The organism is Bacillus silvicola (genome assembly GCF_050524305.1).
GTDB classification, from domain to species: domain Bacteria; phylum Bacillota; class Bacilli; order Bacillales; family Bacillaceae_G; genus Bacillus_A; species Bacillus_A cereus_AT.
In genome coordinates, this window is sequence record NZ_JBNGVC010000006.1 from 17,895 (window position 1) to 32,832 (window position 14,938).

Genomic DNA, 14,938 nt, shown 5'->3' on the forward strand with positions numbered 1-14,938 from the left:
CATTAATCAACATATTTCTCTACGAAATGAAATTTTTATATCATTCTTCATCATCGTCTATCCGAATCAACCGAGGTCGCTATGTACTATTACCGTACACTTTTTCATAGTTTGGAGCTAATATGCACCGAAGCCAATCTAATAATTTATTCACCCTTTCACTAACCTCTAAAATTGTCCCCTCTGTAATAAAATAATCACCTTGATACAAGGTTTACTCGTTTGTCCCATAGAATCATCATTATTCCCCTCCCTATAAAAATAGCGTATTTATTTCAAATGATGCTCTTATTAATTTGGACGAATTTACCAGTATTTTTACCAAAAAAATTCATGATATCGTTAATTAGTCGAGTACGTCATCACTTGATGATTACCCTTAGGAGCTCCGCAGACAATCGGGGTTTCTTTTATTTAAATAATGATTTTGTTTAAACTTTACAAAACTCACCTATATTAATAAAATATCTTCTAAAATTCCTATTGAACATTTATAATACTTTTAAACGGTTTAAATTCTACAATCAGTAATGGAGGCATTTTAATGGGAAACATCCCAAAAATATCATCACAACAATCAAATCCTAAGATACCCTCACAGCAAGTGAACCCTAACACCCAACAAGGTAATAATAAAAAAACAAGACGCCGTATTATAACTACTTTAGCTTTTATATTACCTATAATTTTTGTCCTTCAATATTCTCTTAATAACCAACAAGAAATGATTAAAGAAAAACAAATCACGGTTAATACGGAGCAACAAAAATTATCTACTTTAAAGAAGGATGGTCATACCCTTAAAAATGATGTTAAAGTTTTAACAGGTAGTGAAGAAGAAGTTTTAAAATTCGCAAGGAAACTGTATGGATTTTCTAAACCGAATGAAACTATATTTCAAATAACTGAATAAAATTACACTTCATTACCAAAAGGCGATTTGAAGATAATCGCCTTTTTATATTTAATTTCTAAAGGAATCATACTACTCTCTCTTTCTATTAAATAACTATTTTGTTTAATTTATTAAAATACAACCGCTTGTCCATTTCACTTTGCTCTATCATTACATTTACTATTAGTAATACGATTTTTAGAGGTGATATATAATGGACGAGTTTTTATCTTTTGCTGCACTTAATCCGGGTTCTATTGGACCTACACTTCCACCTGTTCCACCCTTTCAATTCCCTACTGGTCCCACCGGTTCTACAGGAGCTACCGGTTCAACTGGCCCAATTGGGCCAACCGGACCAACTGGGCCAACCGGACCTACCGGACCAACCGGGCCAACCGGACCTACCGGACCAACTGGGCCAACTGGGCCAACTGGGCCAACTGGGCCAACTGGATTTAATCTTCCTGCTGGGCCTGCATCTATTACCTTAACTTCTAACGACCCCACAGCATGTGTATCCACTCAAGGAAATAATACTTTATTTTTTTCGGGGCAAGTATTAGTAAACGGTAATCCTACTCCAGGAGTAGTGGTCAGTTTTTCATTTAGTAACCCTTCTCTTGCTTTCATGGTTCCTCTTGCTGTCATTACCAATGCTTCAGGCAACTTTACCGCTGTATTTCTAGCCGCTAATGGGCCTGGAACAGTAACTGTTACTGCTTCACTTCTTGATTCTCCTGGAACAATGGCTAACGTCACTATTACCATTGTGAATTGTCCGTAATGGTTTTATTTTTAAGGACTAAGCAATTTCTGATAAGATGAGCACTGATTTACAGTGCTCATCTTATCATTGGGATGTTCCTTTCAAATGAAATTTCGTAGCATCCAACGAATGGGCTCTAGTTACCACTAATAGAAATGTTCAAGTAACCCCCATTCATTATCCGTTGTCCTTTTTGAAAGGACTTGTTCCGTACAACAGGTCCTATTTAATCTACACCCTACTAAAATAACTCTTTTAATAAGGACTAATGATCTTTATATTTCTTAAGCTTGTCATCACAAGTACTTTTTATTATTAGTTAAATTCTCAATATAGTTTATGTATATAAGTCCATTCAAAGATACATAATACCCACGTAACTATTTAAAAAAACATTGTTTTTATATCTAAGTTCAAAAAGGAGCTACATAACATGGATAAGAAAAATCTATTAAGTCAACAACTTGATTATGTGTCATCGGATGCGCTGAATACTCCTAGTAAAGCCCAAGAGCAAATGCAAGAAACATCTCCGGAGCCACATAATTCAAACAAAAAAGACAGTACTCAAGCTTTACATGGCGAAGATTTACCAATTTCAGAAGTATATAGAACAACGAGCAAACAGTAAATTTAAAAAGGGAAAATCTTAAGAACGAGTGAACTTAATTCTTTTCCCTTTTCCTATTTAAATAACATTTTTATATGAAACCCGTACACATTTTTGACACATCCACTATCGTAATCTCCTGAAAATTCATGATAATATTAATTTGTCGGATACGCCAAATTTCGACATTGAACGACAATGTTATCTCCCTTATTGAATCCCTGTCCCCCAGGGATTTCTCCTTTTATTCATTACTTTTTTCTTCACTAAATTTTCATTCTTAACAAAATTCAATCACTCCATTGAATAGACTGCCGCAGTATCCTATTTTGATAAAAACTAAAAACAAACAGACATACTTACCACTAATAGTAGATTTTTTAACTTCAAATTTACTTTTTCTCTTGTATCTTTTAGTAAACATTAAAAATGAGCTCTATTTACATAGAGCTCATTCGTAATTTTATAGTTTGCTAGACTGTAGCCCCTGAATATACGGAACCACTTCAGGATTTACAAGTGAAGATAAGTCTCCTAATTCTTTCCCTAAGTAAGCAGCCTTAATGACGCGTCGCATTACTTTAGAATTACGTGTTTTTGGTAAATCCTCTACAACGTGGATATCTTTTGGACATAATGCTTTTCCGATATGAGAATTTACTAAACTCATTAATTCTTTCTTTAATTCTGCTGTAAATATTACACCATCTCGTAATACTACAAAGCAATGACAAACCTCACCTTTAACATCGTCAGGTACACCAATTGCAGCTGCTTCTATTACATTATTATGTTTCACAAGAATAGATTCATATTCAGCAGGCCCAATACGTTTTCCAGCAATGTTTAACGTATCATCTGAACGCCCTGTAATAATATATTGCTCACCGTCATAAATGACCCAGTCACCATGAACCCATTTATTTTCAAATCGTGACCAGTATGTGTTTACATAACGCTCATCATCTTCCCAGAAACTTTTCGTCATACCTACCCAAGGTTTTTCTAAACATAATTCTCCGACTTCATCACGAATCGGTTTACCTTGACCATCAAGTACAACCGCTGCCATTCCGGGTAAAGATGCGTTAAAACTAATCGGTGCAATCGGCTTAATTAGGACGTTCCCAAAAATCCCACCTGAAATTTCAGTTCCCCCTGAATAGTTACAGATTGGAACTTTCCCTTTTCCAACCGTTTCAAACAGCCACATCCAAGGGTCCGGATTCCAAGGTTCTCCTGTTGATGCGAATACTTCTAAACTCTTGAGTGAATGTTTATTTACATATTCATCGCCTCTAGCCATTAACGCACGGATTAATGTTGGCGATATACCGAGATGCGTAATTTCATATTTATCGACTGTCTCCCATAAACGATCTGCCTCTGGGAAGTCTGGAACACCTTCGTACATAACCATCGTTGCTCCATTAATAAGAGAGCCAAATAGTAAAAATGGTCCCATCATCCAGCCCATATCAGTTACCCACAATACACGGTCGCCTTGTTTTATATTCATTCCAAATCCTGCATCAAATGCAGATTTTAGCGGAAAACCAGCATGTGTGTGTACTGTCCCCTTCGGCTTACCAGTTGTTCCTGATGTATATATAAGCATTAATGGATCATCACTGTTCATTTCTTCAGCATGTATAAATGGTTTTTCTTTTTCTAACGTACTCCATGAATAATCGTAATTATGCGGTGTAAAATCATTTCCTGCATGACGAACAATTACAACTTTTTCAACAGTTGGGCAATGCTCACAAGCTTTATCTACTTCATCTTTTAAAGAAACAATTTTCCCGCGGCGTGAAAAACCATCTGCGGTAATAATCATTTTTGAACCCGCTGCTTGTACACGTGTCATTACTGCATCAGCAGCAAAACCTGAGAATATTGGTGAAATAATCGCTCCAATTTTCATTACTGCTAACATAGCAACAACTGTTTCAGGAATCATTGGCATGTAAATTGTTACACGATCACCTTTTTCAATACCAGCATGTTTCAAACCATTGGCAACACGGCTTACCCAGCTGTCAAGCTCTTCATATGTAAATGATTTCGAAGTTCCATTTTCCCCTTCATACATGAGTGCTGCTTGTGTTTTCGTTCTATCGTCTGCAAGCCAGCGAGATAAAGCTGATTCTACAACGTTACAAGTGCCCCCAGTATACCATTGTGCAAACGGTGTACCATTTTCTAAATCTAACACTTCTGTATATGGTTCCATCCACTGATAACCAACTGCTTTCTCAGCTTCTCCCCAAAGCCACGCTGTTTCTTCAATTGATTTATTATAAAAAGCTTCGTAATCTTCATAACCTAATGATTTCATCCAACTAAATAGTCGCGTTTTTTCTTTATATTCTTCTGTTGGAAACCAAACTGCTTGTTTCAATGTTTTCCCCTCCTTGACTTATTGAGCAAGAAAGCCCTTAATAGGGCTTTTAAACTGGATATACAGGATGTTTACGATCCGTAAATACTTGATATTTACTCATATACATTTCGAATCGCCCTTTTAACTCTTCACGTAAATTGTTTGGATGAACAATACCATCAATCACCATCTCTGATGCTAAATGATAAATATCAATATCTTTCTTATACTCTTCACGTTTTTCAGCAATGAAGCTTGCACGCTCTTCTTCTGGTAAAGCTGCAATCTTATTTGCATATACAGCATTGACCGCCGCTTCTGGACCCATTACTGCAATAGAAGCTGTCGGTAATGCTAAGCAGCAATCTGGTTCAAATGCTGGACCTGCCATTGCATATAAACCAGCACCGTATGCTTTACGAACAACGATAGAAATTTTCGGTACAGTTGCTTCACTCATTGCAGAGATCATTTTTGCACCGTGACGAATAATACCAGCACGTTCTACTTTCGTACCAATCATAAATCCAGGCACATCCGCAAGGAATAATAGTGGGATATGATATGCATCGCATAAATTAATAAACTTCGCTGCTTTATCAGCTGAATCATGGAATAAAACGCCGCCCTTCATACGCGGCTGATTTGCAATAATGCCAATTGGCTTACCGTCAATACGAGCTAAACCTGTAATTAGTTCTTGGGCAAATAATTTTTTCACTTCAAAGAAAGAGCCTTCATCAATTACTCTGTTAATGAGATCTTTCATATTGAAAGGAGCATTTTGATTTTCTGGAATGATTTGTTCTAACGTTTTATCGAACTGTTTCGGCTCTTGAGGTGTAGTCAATGGAGTCTTTTCTAGGTAGTTACTTGGGAAATATGAAATGTATTGTCTTGCTTGTGTAATCGCATCTTCTTCTGTCTTACATAATACGTCTCCGCATCCTGATACAGAGCAATGCATACGAGCTCCGCCCATTTCTTCTAAAGTTACCTTTTCGCCAATAACCATTTCAGCCATACGAGGAGATCCTAAATACATAGATGCATTTCCTTCCACCATCATAACAACGTCACAAAATGCTGGAATATATGCGCCACCAGCTGCTGAAGGTCCAAATAATAAACAAATTTGCGGAACTTTACCTGATAATTTCACTTGATTATAAAAGATTCTTCCTGCACCACGGCGTCCAGGGAACATTTCAACTTGATCTGTAATACGTGCCCCAGCAGAATCAACTAAATAAAACAATGGCACACGTAACTTTTCAGCCGTTTCTTGAATACGTAAAATCTTTTCAACTGTACGTGCTCCCCATGACCCGGCCTTTACAGTCGAATCATTTGCCATTACGCATGCAGTACGACCATGTATTTTACCAGTTGCAGTTACAACTCCATCAGCTGGTAATCCTGTTTGTTCACAATTTGCAAATAGTGCATCTTCCACATATTCACCATTATCAAATAAAAGAGCTAAACGATCTCGAACAAAGAGTTTTCCTTTTGCTTTGTTTTGTTCATGATATTTCGGTGCCCCGCCTTGCTTAATTGTTTCAACTCGTTCTTCAAATGAATTAGATTGTTGTTTTTGATCTAACATATTTACTCCCCCTTATACATTGGTTTGCGTTTTTCCTTGAATGCCTGTAATCCTTCTAATCTATCTTTCGTATGGATTACGCCCTCATACGCCTGTTTTTCCATTTGTAATCCGGTATGTAAATCTACTTGAATACCATTTGAAATTGCTTCTTTTGCTAATCGAACAGCAATTGGACCATTATTAGCAATTCGATCTGCAATTTCAATTGCTTTCTCTTCTAGTAAATCAGCTGGTACTACGAACTCTACTAAACCATATTCTTTCGCTTCTTGCGCCGAAATACGTCTTCCTGTATAAATTAATTCTTTCGCTCTACCGACTCCAATTAATCTCGGTAAACGCTGCGTACCACCTGCTCCAGGTATAATTGCCAGAGAGGTTTCAGTAAGACCTAGACTTGCAGTGTCAGAAGCAATTCTAAAGTCACAAGCTAAGCTTAATTCAGTACCTCCACCTAGTGCGATTCCATTAATAGCAGCTATAACTGGTTGTGGTAATTGTTCCACCATCTCCATAGTAGAACGAATCATACCCACAGCATGGCGAACTTGTTCTTCACTCATGCCAGCGCGTTCTTTTAAATCAGCACCAGCACAAAACGCTTTTTCGCCAGCACCTGTTAGAATTACTACACGAGTATTTGACTCTTCACTTATTTGAGTTAATATGTTTTGTAACTCTTCTAATAACGCTAAAGATAATGAGTTTGCTTGTCTTTCACGATTTAACGAAATCTTTACAACGTGAGGTGTTACATAATCAACTGAAATGTTTTGTAATTGTAGCATCTTCTCACCTACTTATCGTTTTATGTTGAAGCGCTCTATACACATGACTCGGTAATTGGATATTTAATTTACTTTGAATAAATTGACTAGCTCTTAATAACTTCTCTTCATCAATATTCGTTTGGACACCTAACTTATGGAGCATATGAACTAAGTCATCAGTAGCAACATTACCTGATGCTCCTGGTGCATAAGGACATCCTCCGAGCCCGCCACAAGAACTATCAAACGTTGTAATACCATGTTCTAAAGACTTAACTACATTTGCCAGTGCCATTCCATACGTATTATGAAAATGCATGGCAAACTGTGAAGCATCATACTTCTTTAATAAATATTCTAATACTTGATCTACTTGTAATGGATTCGCTACACCAATCGTGTCACCAAGAGAGATTTCATAAATACCGTATGAAAATAGTTGATTACATATTTCGTCAACTGCTGTGGTACTTATATCTCCTTCATAAGGACATCCAAATACAGTAGAAACATAACCTCTTACCTTTTTCCCTTCAAATGTTGCCTGTTTTGTTATATCTTCAATTACAGCTAATGCTTCTTTAATTGATTTATTAATATTACTTTTATTATGAGATTCACTTGCTGATAAAAAAACATTCACCTCATCTACATTTTGCAAAAAAGCTCGTTCCAAACCATTTTGATTTGGAACAAGCGCTGCATATGTAACATTTGGATCCCTTTTTAGCTCAGAAAATACATCACTTGCATCTGCTAATGCAGGAACCCATTTAGGGTGAACGAATGAGGAAACTTCAACGTACGATAATCCGGCTTCTGTAAGTAGTTGAATCCATTTTACTTTATCTTTTGTGCCAACAATCTTTTTTTCATTCTGTAAACCATCACGTGGCCCGACTTCTTTAATGACAGCAAAATTAGGTAGTTTCAATTCGCTTCCCCCTATATCTCCCTATTCAATTTCTAGTAATACATCTCCTTCGTTTACAAAGTCGCCTTCTTGCACGTTGATTTTCATAACAGTTCCGGCTTCTTCTGAAACGATTGGAATTTCCATTTTCATAGATTCTAAAATGACGACATCCTGCTCTTCCTCTACTGTATCTCCTACTCCTACAACAATTTTCCAAACATTTCCTGCCATCGATGCATATACTTTCGTCATCATTTTTTCCCCCTTAATATTCATAACTCTTATTTTTTAACAAGTTGTTTCGTTACAAAACCCGTTGTATAAATACCACTTTTGAACACATCGTCTTCCAATACTTGTAGTAACATTGGTGTATTCGTTTTAATACCTTCTACTTTTAACTCTTGCAGCGCATCCTGTAATTTTGATATCGCTTCTTCTCGAGTTTCACCATGAGCGATTACTTTCGCAATCATTGGATCATAGAACGGTGTAATCGTTACTTGATTCTCCAAAAAGTGATCAATACGTACATTTGTCGGTAAAGATAGATCTGTAATCTTCCCAGGTGATGGGAAGAAAGTTTTCGGGTCTTCTGCATAAATACGAGCCTCGATGGCATGACCACTACGTTTTACATCATCTTGTGTAAATGATAGCTTCTCACCATATGCGATAAGTAGTTGTTGTTCAACTAGGTCTAACCCAGTAATTTCTTCGGTAACTGGATGTTCTACTTGTAATCTCGTATTCATTTCTAAGAAATAAAAGTTTTTTTGATCATCTACAAGAAACTCAACTGTCCCAGCATTCGTATAGCCAAGAGCTTTAGCAGCTTGTACAGCAACTTCTCCCATCGCTTTTCGTGTACCCTCATCTAAAAATGGGGACGGCGCTTCTTCAATCACTTTTTGATTTCGGCGCTGTACTGAACATTCGCGTTCCCATAAATACACTGTATTACCGTGTGAATCTGCTAAAAGCTGAATTTCAATATGATGTGCATCTGCAATATATCGCTCTAAATACATTTCTCCGTTACCAAAGAAGTTTTGCGCTCTTGTTTTATTACTTTCAAATGCTTTGGTGAGCGTTTGCTCAGTTTCCATCAATTGCATTCCAATGCCTCCGCCGCCCGCGGATGCCTTAAGCATTAATGGATAACCAATTTGTTTTGCAATTTCAATTGCCTCTTCAGCAGTTTCAATATTTGTAGTAATACCCGGAACTACTGGTACATCTGCTGCTTGCATCGCTAAACGTGATTCAATTTTACTTCCCATCTTAGTAATGATTTCTTCTGAAGGACCGATAAATACAATTCCTTCTTCTTTACAGCGAATCGGAAAAGATGGATTCTCTGATAATAATCCGTATCCTGGATGGATTGCTTCAGCTTTTGACTTCTTAGCTATTTCTATAATTTTTTCAAGGTTTAAATAGCTTTCTTGGACACGCGGGCCGCCTACTATATAAGATTCATTTGCCATTTTTACATGAAGGGCATTTTCATCAGCCTCAGAATAAATAGCAACAGTGCGAATGCCAAGTTTTTGACAAGTTTTTATAATGCGGACTGCGATTTCCCCGCGATTTGCAATTAATATTTTTTGAAACATAGTGATTCCTCCTTTTTATCTACATCCTAAATGTCTTGCAATTACGAGACGTTGAATTTCAGAAGTACCTTCACCAATTTCTAACAGTTTTGCATCACGAATATGTCGTTCAACTTCATATTCACGCATATAGCCATATCCACCATGAATTTGTACTGCATGATTCGCTATACGACTTGCTGCTTCAGATGCAAACAGTTTTGCCATAGCCGCTTCTTTACCGAAAGGTTTATCATTATCTTTTAACCAAGCTGCTTTATGTACTAAATTACGCGCTAATTCCACTTCAGTCGCCATATCAGCTAATTTAAATTGAATCGCTTGGAAATTAGAAATTGTTTTTCCAAATTGTTGACGTTCTTTCGCATATTGCAGAGCACGTTCAAATGCAGATTGTGCAATACCTACTGCTAATGCCGCAATTGAAATACGTCCTCCATCAAGTGTATATAAGAATTGTTTAAATCCTTTATTAACATCACCAAGAATATTTTCTTTCGGTACACGTACACCATCAAGTACGATTTCACAAGTATTAGAAGCGCGAACACCCATCTTATCGTAAGGACTTGAGATCGTTAATCCTTCACTTGTAGTCGGTACGATAAATGCAGAAATACGTTTTCTACCATTATCCTCAACACCGTTGATAGCGGTTACAATAATTGTATTTGCATACTCTGCGTTTGTAATCCAGCACTTTTCACCACTAATTACATACTCATCGCCATCTAAAATAGCTTTTGTTTGAGTGCCCCCTGCATCAGATCCAGCGTTCGGCTCTGTTAATCCGAAAGCACCTAATGTTTTACCTGATGCCATTGGAACTAAATACTTTTGTTTTTGTTCTTCTGTACCGAAATAATAAATTGGAGAAGCACCTAATGAAATAGTTGCAGCATAGCTTAAACCAGTACCACCACAAGCACGACCAATTTCTTCAACTGCTAGTGCGTACGATACAGTATCGCCACCTGAACCTCCATACTCTTCCGGGAATGGGATGCCTAATAATCCTAGTTCGCCCATTTTTTGAAATGTTTCATATGGAAATTCCGCAGTTTTGTCATAATATACAGCTTTCGGTGCGATTTCCTTTTCAGCAAAGTCACGTACCATTTCTTTAATCATTTGTTTTTCGCGAGTTAGAGTAAATTCCATTACGCTACACACCCCTTATCGAATATTGAGTTTCGACAGCGTGCGAGTTACTACTACAAACATTACTTCTTAAAAGACACGAATATTAGTTAGACAATTGCTATAATTCTGTCATAACTTAATTTTAAAACAGATTCTGTACCAATGCACAAAAAAATTCCTACATTGTTCTACAACAACATAGGAATTTTCTTGTCGAATTATGTATTATATTGTTTAATAATCTCTACCTTTTCCCAAATCAGAAATTTTTACTAAAGCTTCAGCGTATGGTTCGAAATATGTTTGTTTTCATAAATACTTTTCATCAAATCGAATGGCCCATGTTTTTAAAATTACAAGTAAACTACTAAGAGGGATTTTCTTTTCAAAATACTTCTATAGCAACTCTAAAAAATGAGTTTTTCTTGTTTTTTAGAGTTGTTTTAAAATATCCGAAAATGTGCTCACATACATTTACATTTGATGGATAGCAGGGCGCGCGCATAAATAATTCATTTAAAATCTTCTCATAGTTGTCAAATACAACTTCAACCGTTTCATTTTTTAAAATTTGCAATAATACGCCCTAATTCTTTTTGTTTCTCCTGATTTTATGCCATAAATATATACTAATAATCTGATTGAAACGCTACAAGTTCTTTCATGTTTTTAGTATATTTAATCATTTTGTAATGCGCGATTGTAAAAGAAATACTCTCTTATAATAAAATTCGACAATCTACCTTCTTCTTCAATTGGAAGATGTGAAAAATTTTTTATTACTGCTCCGCCAAATTATCCAGTTCCTTTTCCTTTTACTGGTCCTTTTTCAAAACTAGAATAAATTTCTACATAAAAAGTGCCATAACTTGGCGAACGATTCTTCAAAATAAAACCGTCAACTTCAAATAATGTTTGTAAAAACGCATTTGAAAATTGCTCCATGTTTTCAGTTAAATCTTCTCGTGTCGACGGTTGCACAAGTTTATTCAAACCGTTTTCTTCTACAATTCGTATCGTTTCACGAGGGACGCCTAAACCAATCTCTACTTCAGGACAAACAGGGATAAATGTAACAAATGGCTGCAAGCTTCGAATTGTTATATCTTAAATAATCTCTCCATTATAGCGACAGGCATCTAATTCTAAACATTTACTTACAACAATTGTTGGTTTAGCAAATTGATGCATCACATTACCTCCGTGGCGTTAGTCCATACAATATAAATTGAATCGTATTTTCAATTTCCACTTCATCATCCCATTTCTCTTCAGGCAATAATAAAAACCTCGTTAAGAGAAATCCTAGTACAGCTGATAAAGTAAGACGTAATACGGAAGATGGTGGCATTTCAATAATTTCCCGTTCTTCTTGAAACTTTACAATTAACTTTTTAAAATGTGAAAGCAGTTCTGTTTCTACTAATTGTTGTATTTCACTTTTTAGTTCCGGCTGAAATGGTACTTCTTGAATTAGTATTTTTATCATTGGAAAATGCTTTTTCGCAAATTCAAACCTATTATGAATTACTACTCTTAAAAGACCTTCATACGATTCATAATTTGTTTTAAATATTTCCTTGGCAAAAGCTTGTATGAAAAATGGTGCAGCGAACTTTGTTAAGGTCGGCATCACAACTGCAAACAATAAATCTTTTTTCGTCTTATAGTAGCGGAAGATTGTTCCTTCCGCTACACCCGCACGCTTTGCAATTTCACTCGTTGAAGTTGAGGCGTATCCTTTTTCTCCAAACATATCAACAGCTGCCTCTAATATACGCATTTGACGTTCATTACGTTTATCAGTATTCGTTGCGGCAACTAATTCTTCCAGCCAATCCTTCTTCATTTATAATGCTCCTTTTTATCTTCATTATATTTTGCGATGTTTTTTTAAAGCAAATACATTCCCTACTGCAAATAATAGTGAAAAAAGAAGTAAAACAGTAAGATCTAAAGCAATTTCTGTAAACCCTTGATTCCGAATCATTATTTGTCTCATTGCGTCAGCACCATATGTGAGTGGGAATAATTCCCCTAATATTTGTAACCACTTATTCATGGATTCCATTGGAAACAATCCAGAAAAGAAGACTTGAGGTACAATTACAAGCGGTATAAACTGAATCATTTGAAATTCATTATTTGCGTATGCCGATAAAAATGTCCCTAATGTTAATGCAGTTAAAGATAGCATACATGTAGTAAGTAGCGTTAGCCATATAGAGCCAGCTACATAAAGGTCTAAAATATAAACTGAAAAACTTACGATAATAATAGATTGTATAAATGCAAAAATTCCAAAACCAATAATATATCCTACAACTATTTCCCATCTTCTTACCGGAGTGGATAATAGCCTTTCTAAAGTGCCACTTAAACGTTCTCTTACGAAGGATACTCCTGACAATATGAATACAAAGAAAAATGTAAAAAAACCGATTAATACTGGCCCAAGCCCATCAAACATCGTAAAGTCTTTAGAACCATGTAAATACTCCACTTCAGGTTTCATAATCGATACAGCATTCTTCTCTGTGCTCTTTTGCAATACTTGCAGTACAGCACGATTTTTTGATGAATCACTGCCTTCTAATAGAAAATTCATTTTTCCATTCTCTAAATAGATCACTGCATCCACCTTTTGCTTTTCTAATTCAGAATATGCCTTTTCTTTTTCATATTCATAAATTGATGCTTCTTGATTCTTCATCGCCTTCACTATTGGAGCCGGCACATCCACAACAGCGATATGTGGTATATAATCTTTTTGTGTAAACACGAGAGACAATAACCAAAGTAATAACATTGGTGCCCCAAACATCATAGCTAACGAACGCTTATCTCGAAAAAATTGACGAATAATACGAATGATTACACCATTAACTCTCATCACTCAGCCACCTCTTCTAATAAAAAGACATCTTCAATTCGTCCAGATGATGTTTGTTTTTTCAATTCCTCAGGTGTGCCAATCGCAACTAATTTCCCTTCTCTAATTAACCCTAGACGTTCACAAAACTCCGCTTCATCCATAATGTGCGTTGTTACAATAATGGTTGTGCCTTTCTTTTTAAGGTCATAAAACTTCTCCCAAATCGATTTTCGAAGAAGAGGATCTATGCCAACTGTTGGCTCATCTAAAATCAATATTTCTGGTTCATGAAGGAGTGCTATCGCCAATGATAAACGTTTTTTCATTCCACCTGAAAATTGCTGTACTGTTTTTTTCATATGCTCGGATAATTGCACAAGTTCAAAAACTTCTACAATTCTCTCTTTCTTACGCTTACCTTTTAATCCATACATTGTTGCAATAAAATCTGCATTTTCATACGCCGATAGTTCTTCGTATAATGCATCAGCCTGAGCCATATAACCAATTCTTTTCATGCCATTTAAATTAGGCATGTTTGTATTAAAAACAATTACATCTCCTGTAGTTGATTCATTAATACCTGCAATCATTTTAATGAGTGTTGTTTTCCCTGATCCGGAAGGCCCGACCAATCCAAAAATTTCTGCCTTTTCTACTTGCAATGAAAGGTTATACAAAACTTCTTTTTTCCCAAAACTTTTTGATACATCTCGTAAAATAATTGAAGGTTGTTGCACTCTAAATCCCCCTTTTCTATAAAATGAGTGAGTACTCACTTTTATTTTACTCTTGAGTTATTATATGTCAAACTTTACTAATAAATATTTTTTCTGTTAATAACTAAAACAATGAAACAGAGTCGACATTAGAATACTTTTTCTGAAAGTCGACTCTGTTTCATTGTAAATCATTCGATTTTGTTTATGTTTTTAAATTTAAATACTTTCTAATTCTAGCAACATCTAATGAATATTCGATAACTATTTGCTGTATTGGCAAAATAACTGTTTCCGGATATAAATGTGCATACTGTAAAGTTTCTGCATACTTTTCTAATCTTTTTTCTAAATACTTTACAATTTGTTCAGGATGACTTACTAATAAAGACTTACAATAATAATGAATTTGTTCCTCAATCGCCGTATATTCCTCAATTTCAAATTCTTTATGCATTTGTACACCCCTTTATATTTTAATTACGTCTAATATTGACCATCTCAATTCGACATTCTTAATTTTTTGATTATTTAAACTATAACAAACTTATTGAGTCAAATTTTGTTACTTTATGTAGCGAGGAGAAAATTTAACAAAATTGTAATGAAAACTTGTACTGAAGA

Annotated in this window: 15 protein-coding genes and 2 pseudogenes; 3 read left to right on the forward strand and 14 right to left on the reverse strand. The window is 35.7% G+C overall.

The genetic code is table 11. The features are described 5' to 3' along the window. The first annotated feature begins 544 nt into the window (after window positions 1-544). Together ACP6L7_RS10555 and ACP6L7_RS10560 are read left to right on the forward strand one after the other, a co-directional pair. Entirely contained in the window at window positions 545-913 is a 369-nt protein-coding gene (locus ACP6L7_RS10555; protein WP_097829195.1) for an FtsB family cell division protein, read from the forward strand. Window positions 914-1,109: 196 nt separating this feature from the next. Then, a pseudogene (locus ACP6L7_RS10560) lies at window positions 1,110-1,166 on the forward strand (exosporium leader peptide-containing protein); the annotation flags it as partial. 17 nt (window positions 1,167-1,183) lie between these two features. Here the strand turns inward: ACP6L7_RS10560 and ACP6L7_RS10565 are convergent. Continuing rightward, window positions 1,184-1,405 carry a hypothetical protein gene (locus ACP6L7_RS10565; RefSeq protein ID WP_430529214.1) on the reverse strand — a complete coding sequence of 74 codons (222 nt, stop codon included), beginning with the start codon at window positions 1,403-1,405 and terminating at the stop codon, window positions 1,184-1,186. A 15-nt stretch (window positions 1,406-1,420) separates the two neighbouring features. Next, complete coding sequence (locus ACP6L7_RS10570; RefSeq protein WP_000237381.1) at window positions 1,421-1,666, reverse strand: hypothetical protein; 246 nt, start codon at window positions 1,664-1,666, stop codon at window positions 1,421-1,423. Between the two features lie 431 nt (window positions 1,667-2,097). Here ACP6L7_RS10570 and ACP6L7_RS10575 point away from each other — a divergent pair, with 431 nt between their 5' ends. Further along, the gene (locus ACP6L7_RS10575; protein ID WP_097829193.1) at window positions 2,098-2,295 is read left to right on the forward strand and encodes a hypothetical protein; all 198 of its coding nucleotides are present in this window, start codon (window positions 2,098-2,100) and stop codon (window positions 2,293-2,295) included. Window positions 2,296-2,737: 442 nt separating this feature from the next. On the opposite strand, the gene ACP6L7_RS10580 is transcribed toward ACP6L7_RS10575, so the two are convergent. The 12 genes and pseudogenes from ACP6L7_RS10580 to ACP6L7_RS10635 form a co-directional block, all read right to left on the reverse strand. Further along, window positions 2,738-4,678, reverse strand: a complete 1,941-nt coding sequence (locus ACP6L7_RS10580) for an AMP-binding protein (RefSeq protein WP_430529215.1) — start codon at window positions 4,676-4,678, stop codon at window positions 2,738-2,740. A 49-nt stretch (window positions 4,679-4,727) separates the two neighbouring features. Then, entirely contained in the window at window positions 4,728-6,269 is a 1,542-nt protein-coding gene (locus ACP6L7_RS10585) for an acyl-CoA carboxylase subunit beta (protein ID WP_097829191.1), read from the reverse strand. A gap of 2 nt (window positions 6,270-6,271) precedes the next feature. After that, complete coding sequence (locus tag ACP6L7_RS10590) at window positions 6,272-7,060, reverse strand: enoyl-CoA hydratase (RefSeq protein WP_097829190.1); 789 nt, start codon at window positions 7,058-7,060, stop codon at window positions 6,272-6,274. A gap of 4 nt (window positions 7,061-7,064) precedes the next feature. Continuing rightward, window positions 7,065-7,976, reverse strand: coding sequence for a hydroxymethylglutaryl-CoA lyase (mvaB, locus tag ACP6L7_RS10595; RefSeq protein ID WP_097829189.1), 912 nt, complete (start codon window positions 7,974-7,976; stop codon window positions 7,065-7,067). Window positions 7,977-7,997: 21 nt separating this feature from the next. Continuing rightward, window positions 7,998-8,213, reverse strand: coding sequence for an acetyl-CoA carboxylase biotin carboxyl carrier protein subunit (locus tag ACP6L7_RS10600; protein ID WP_001985297.1), 216 nt, complete (start codon window positions 8,211-8,213; stop codon window positions 7,998-8,000). Window positions 8,214-8,239: 26 nt separating this feature from the next. Continuing rightward, window positions 8,240-9,577, reverse strand: a complete 1,338-nt coding sequence (locus ACP6L7_RS10605; protein ID WP_097829188.1) for an acetyl-CoA carboxylase biotin carboxylase subunit — start codon at window positions 9,575-9,577, stop codon at window positions 8,240-8,242. A gap of 15 nt (window positions 9,578-9,592) precedes the next feature. Further along, the gene (locus ACP6L7_RS10610) at window positions 9,593-10,738 is read right to left on the reverse strand and encodes an acyl-CoA dehydrogenase (protein ID WP_000397266.1); all 1,146 of its coding nucleotides are present in this window, start codon (window positions 10,736-10,738) and stop codon (window positions 9,593-9,595) included. A gap of 216 nt (window positions 10,739-10,954) precedes the next feature. Further along, window positions 10,955-11,824, reverse strand: a pseudogene (locus tag ACP6L7_RS10615) (YbgA family protein). A 91-nt stretch (window positions 11,825-11,915) separates the two neighbouring features. Next, a complete protein-coding gene (locus ACP6L7_RS10620; protein ID WP_097829187.1) occupies window positions 11,916-12,569 on the reverse strand; it encodes a TetR/AcrR family transcriptional regulator in 654 nt (217 codons plus the stop codon). A 24-nt stretch (window positions 12,570-12,593) separates the two neighbouring features. Continuing rightward, window positions 12,594-13,613, reverse strand: a complete 1,020-nt coding sequence (locus ACP6L7_RS10625) for an ABC transporter permease (protein ID WP_097829186.1) — start codon at window positions 13,611-13,613, stop codon at window positions 12,594-12,596. Then, a complete protein-coding gene (locus ACP6L7_RS10630; RefSeq protein ID WP_097829185.1) occupies window positions 13,613-14,335 on the reverse strand; it encodes an ABC transporter ATP-binding protein in 723 nt (240 codons plus the stop codon). The genes ACP6L7_RS10625 and ACP6L7_RS10630 overlap by 1 nt, the downstream gene beginning before the upstream one ends. A gap of 184 nt (window positions 14,336-14,519) precedes the next feature. Then, window positions 14,520-14,771 carry a hypothetical protein gene (locus ACP6L7_RS10635; protein WP_071745955.1) on the reverse strand — a complete coding sequence of 84 codons (252 nt, stop codon included), beginning with the start codon at window positions 14,769-14,771 and terminating at the stop codon, window positions 14,520-14,522. Window positions 14,772-14,938 lie beyond the last annotated feature (167 nt).